At 50.5% G+C, this 222-nt stretch carries 1 protein-coding gene; it reads right to left on the bottom strand.

The window, feature by feature from the left end:
• Window positions 1-222 (bottom strand): hypothetical protein (locus tag EXE30_RS15815; RefSeq protein ID WP_041512032.1); only part of this gene is annotated, 222 nt, incomplete at both ends.

A 222-nucleotide genomic window follows, 5' to 3' on the forward strand; every position in this document is an offset into this window, starting at 1 on the left:
GAATCGCTGTCTGAGTCACTGTCGCTATCAGAGTCAGAATCGCTGTCTGAGTCACTGTCGCTATCAGAGTCAGAATCGCTGTCTGAGTCGCTGTCGCTATCAGAGTCAGAATCGCTGTCTGAGTCACTGTCGCTATCAGAGTCAGAATCGCTGTCTGAGTCACTGTCGCTATCAGAGTCAGAATCGCTGTCTGAGTCACTGTCGCTATCAGAGTCAGAATCG

It is taken from the genome of Acinetobacter halotolerans, assembly GCF_004208515.1.
GTDB lineage: Bacteria > Pseudomonadota > Gammaproteobacteria > Pseudomonadales > Moraxellaceae > Acinetobacter > Acinetobacter halotolerans.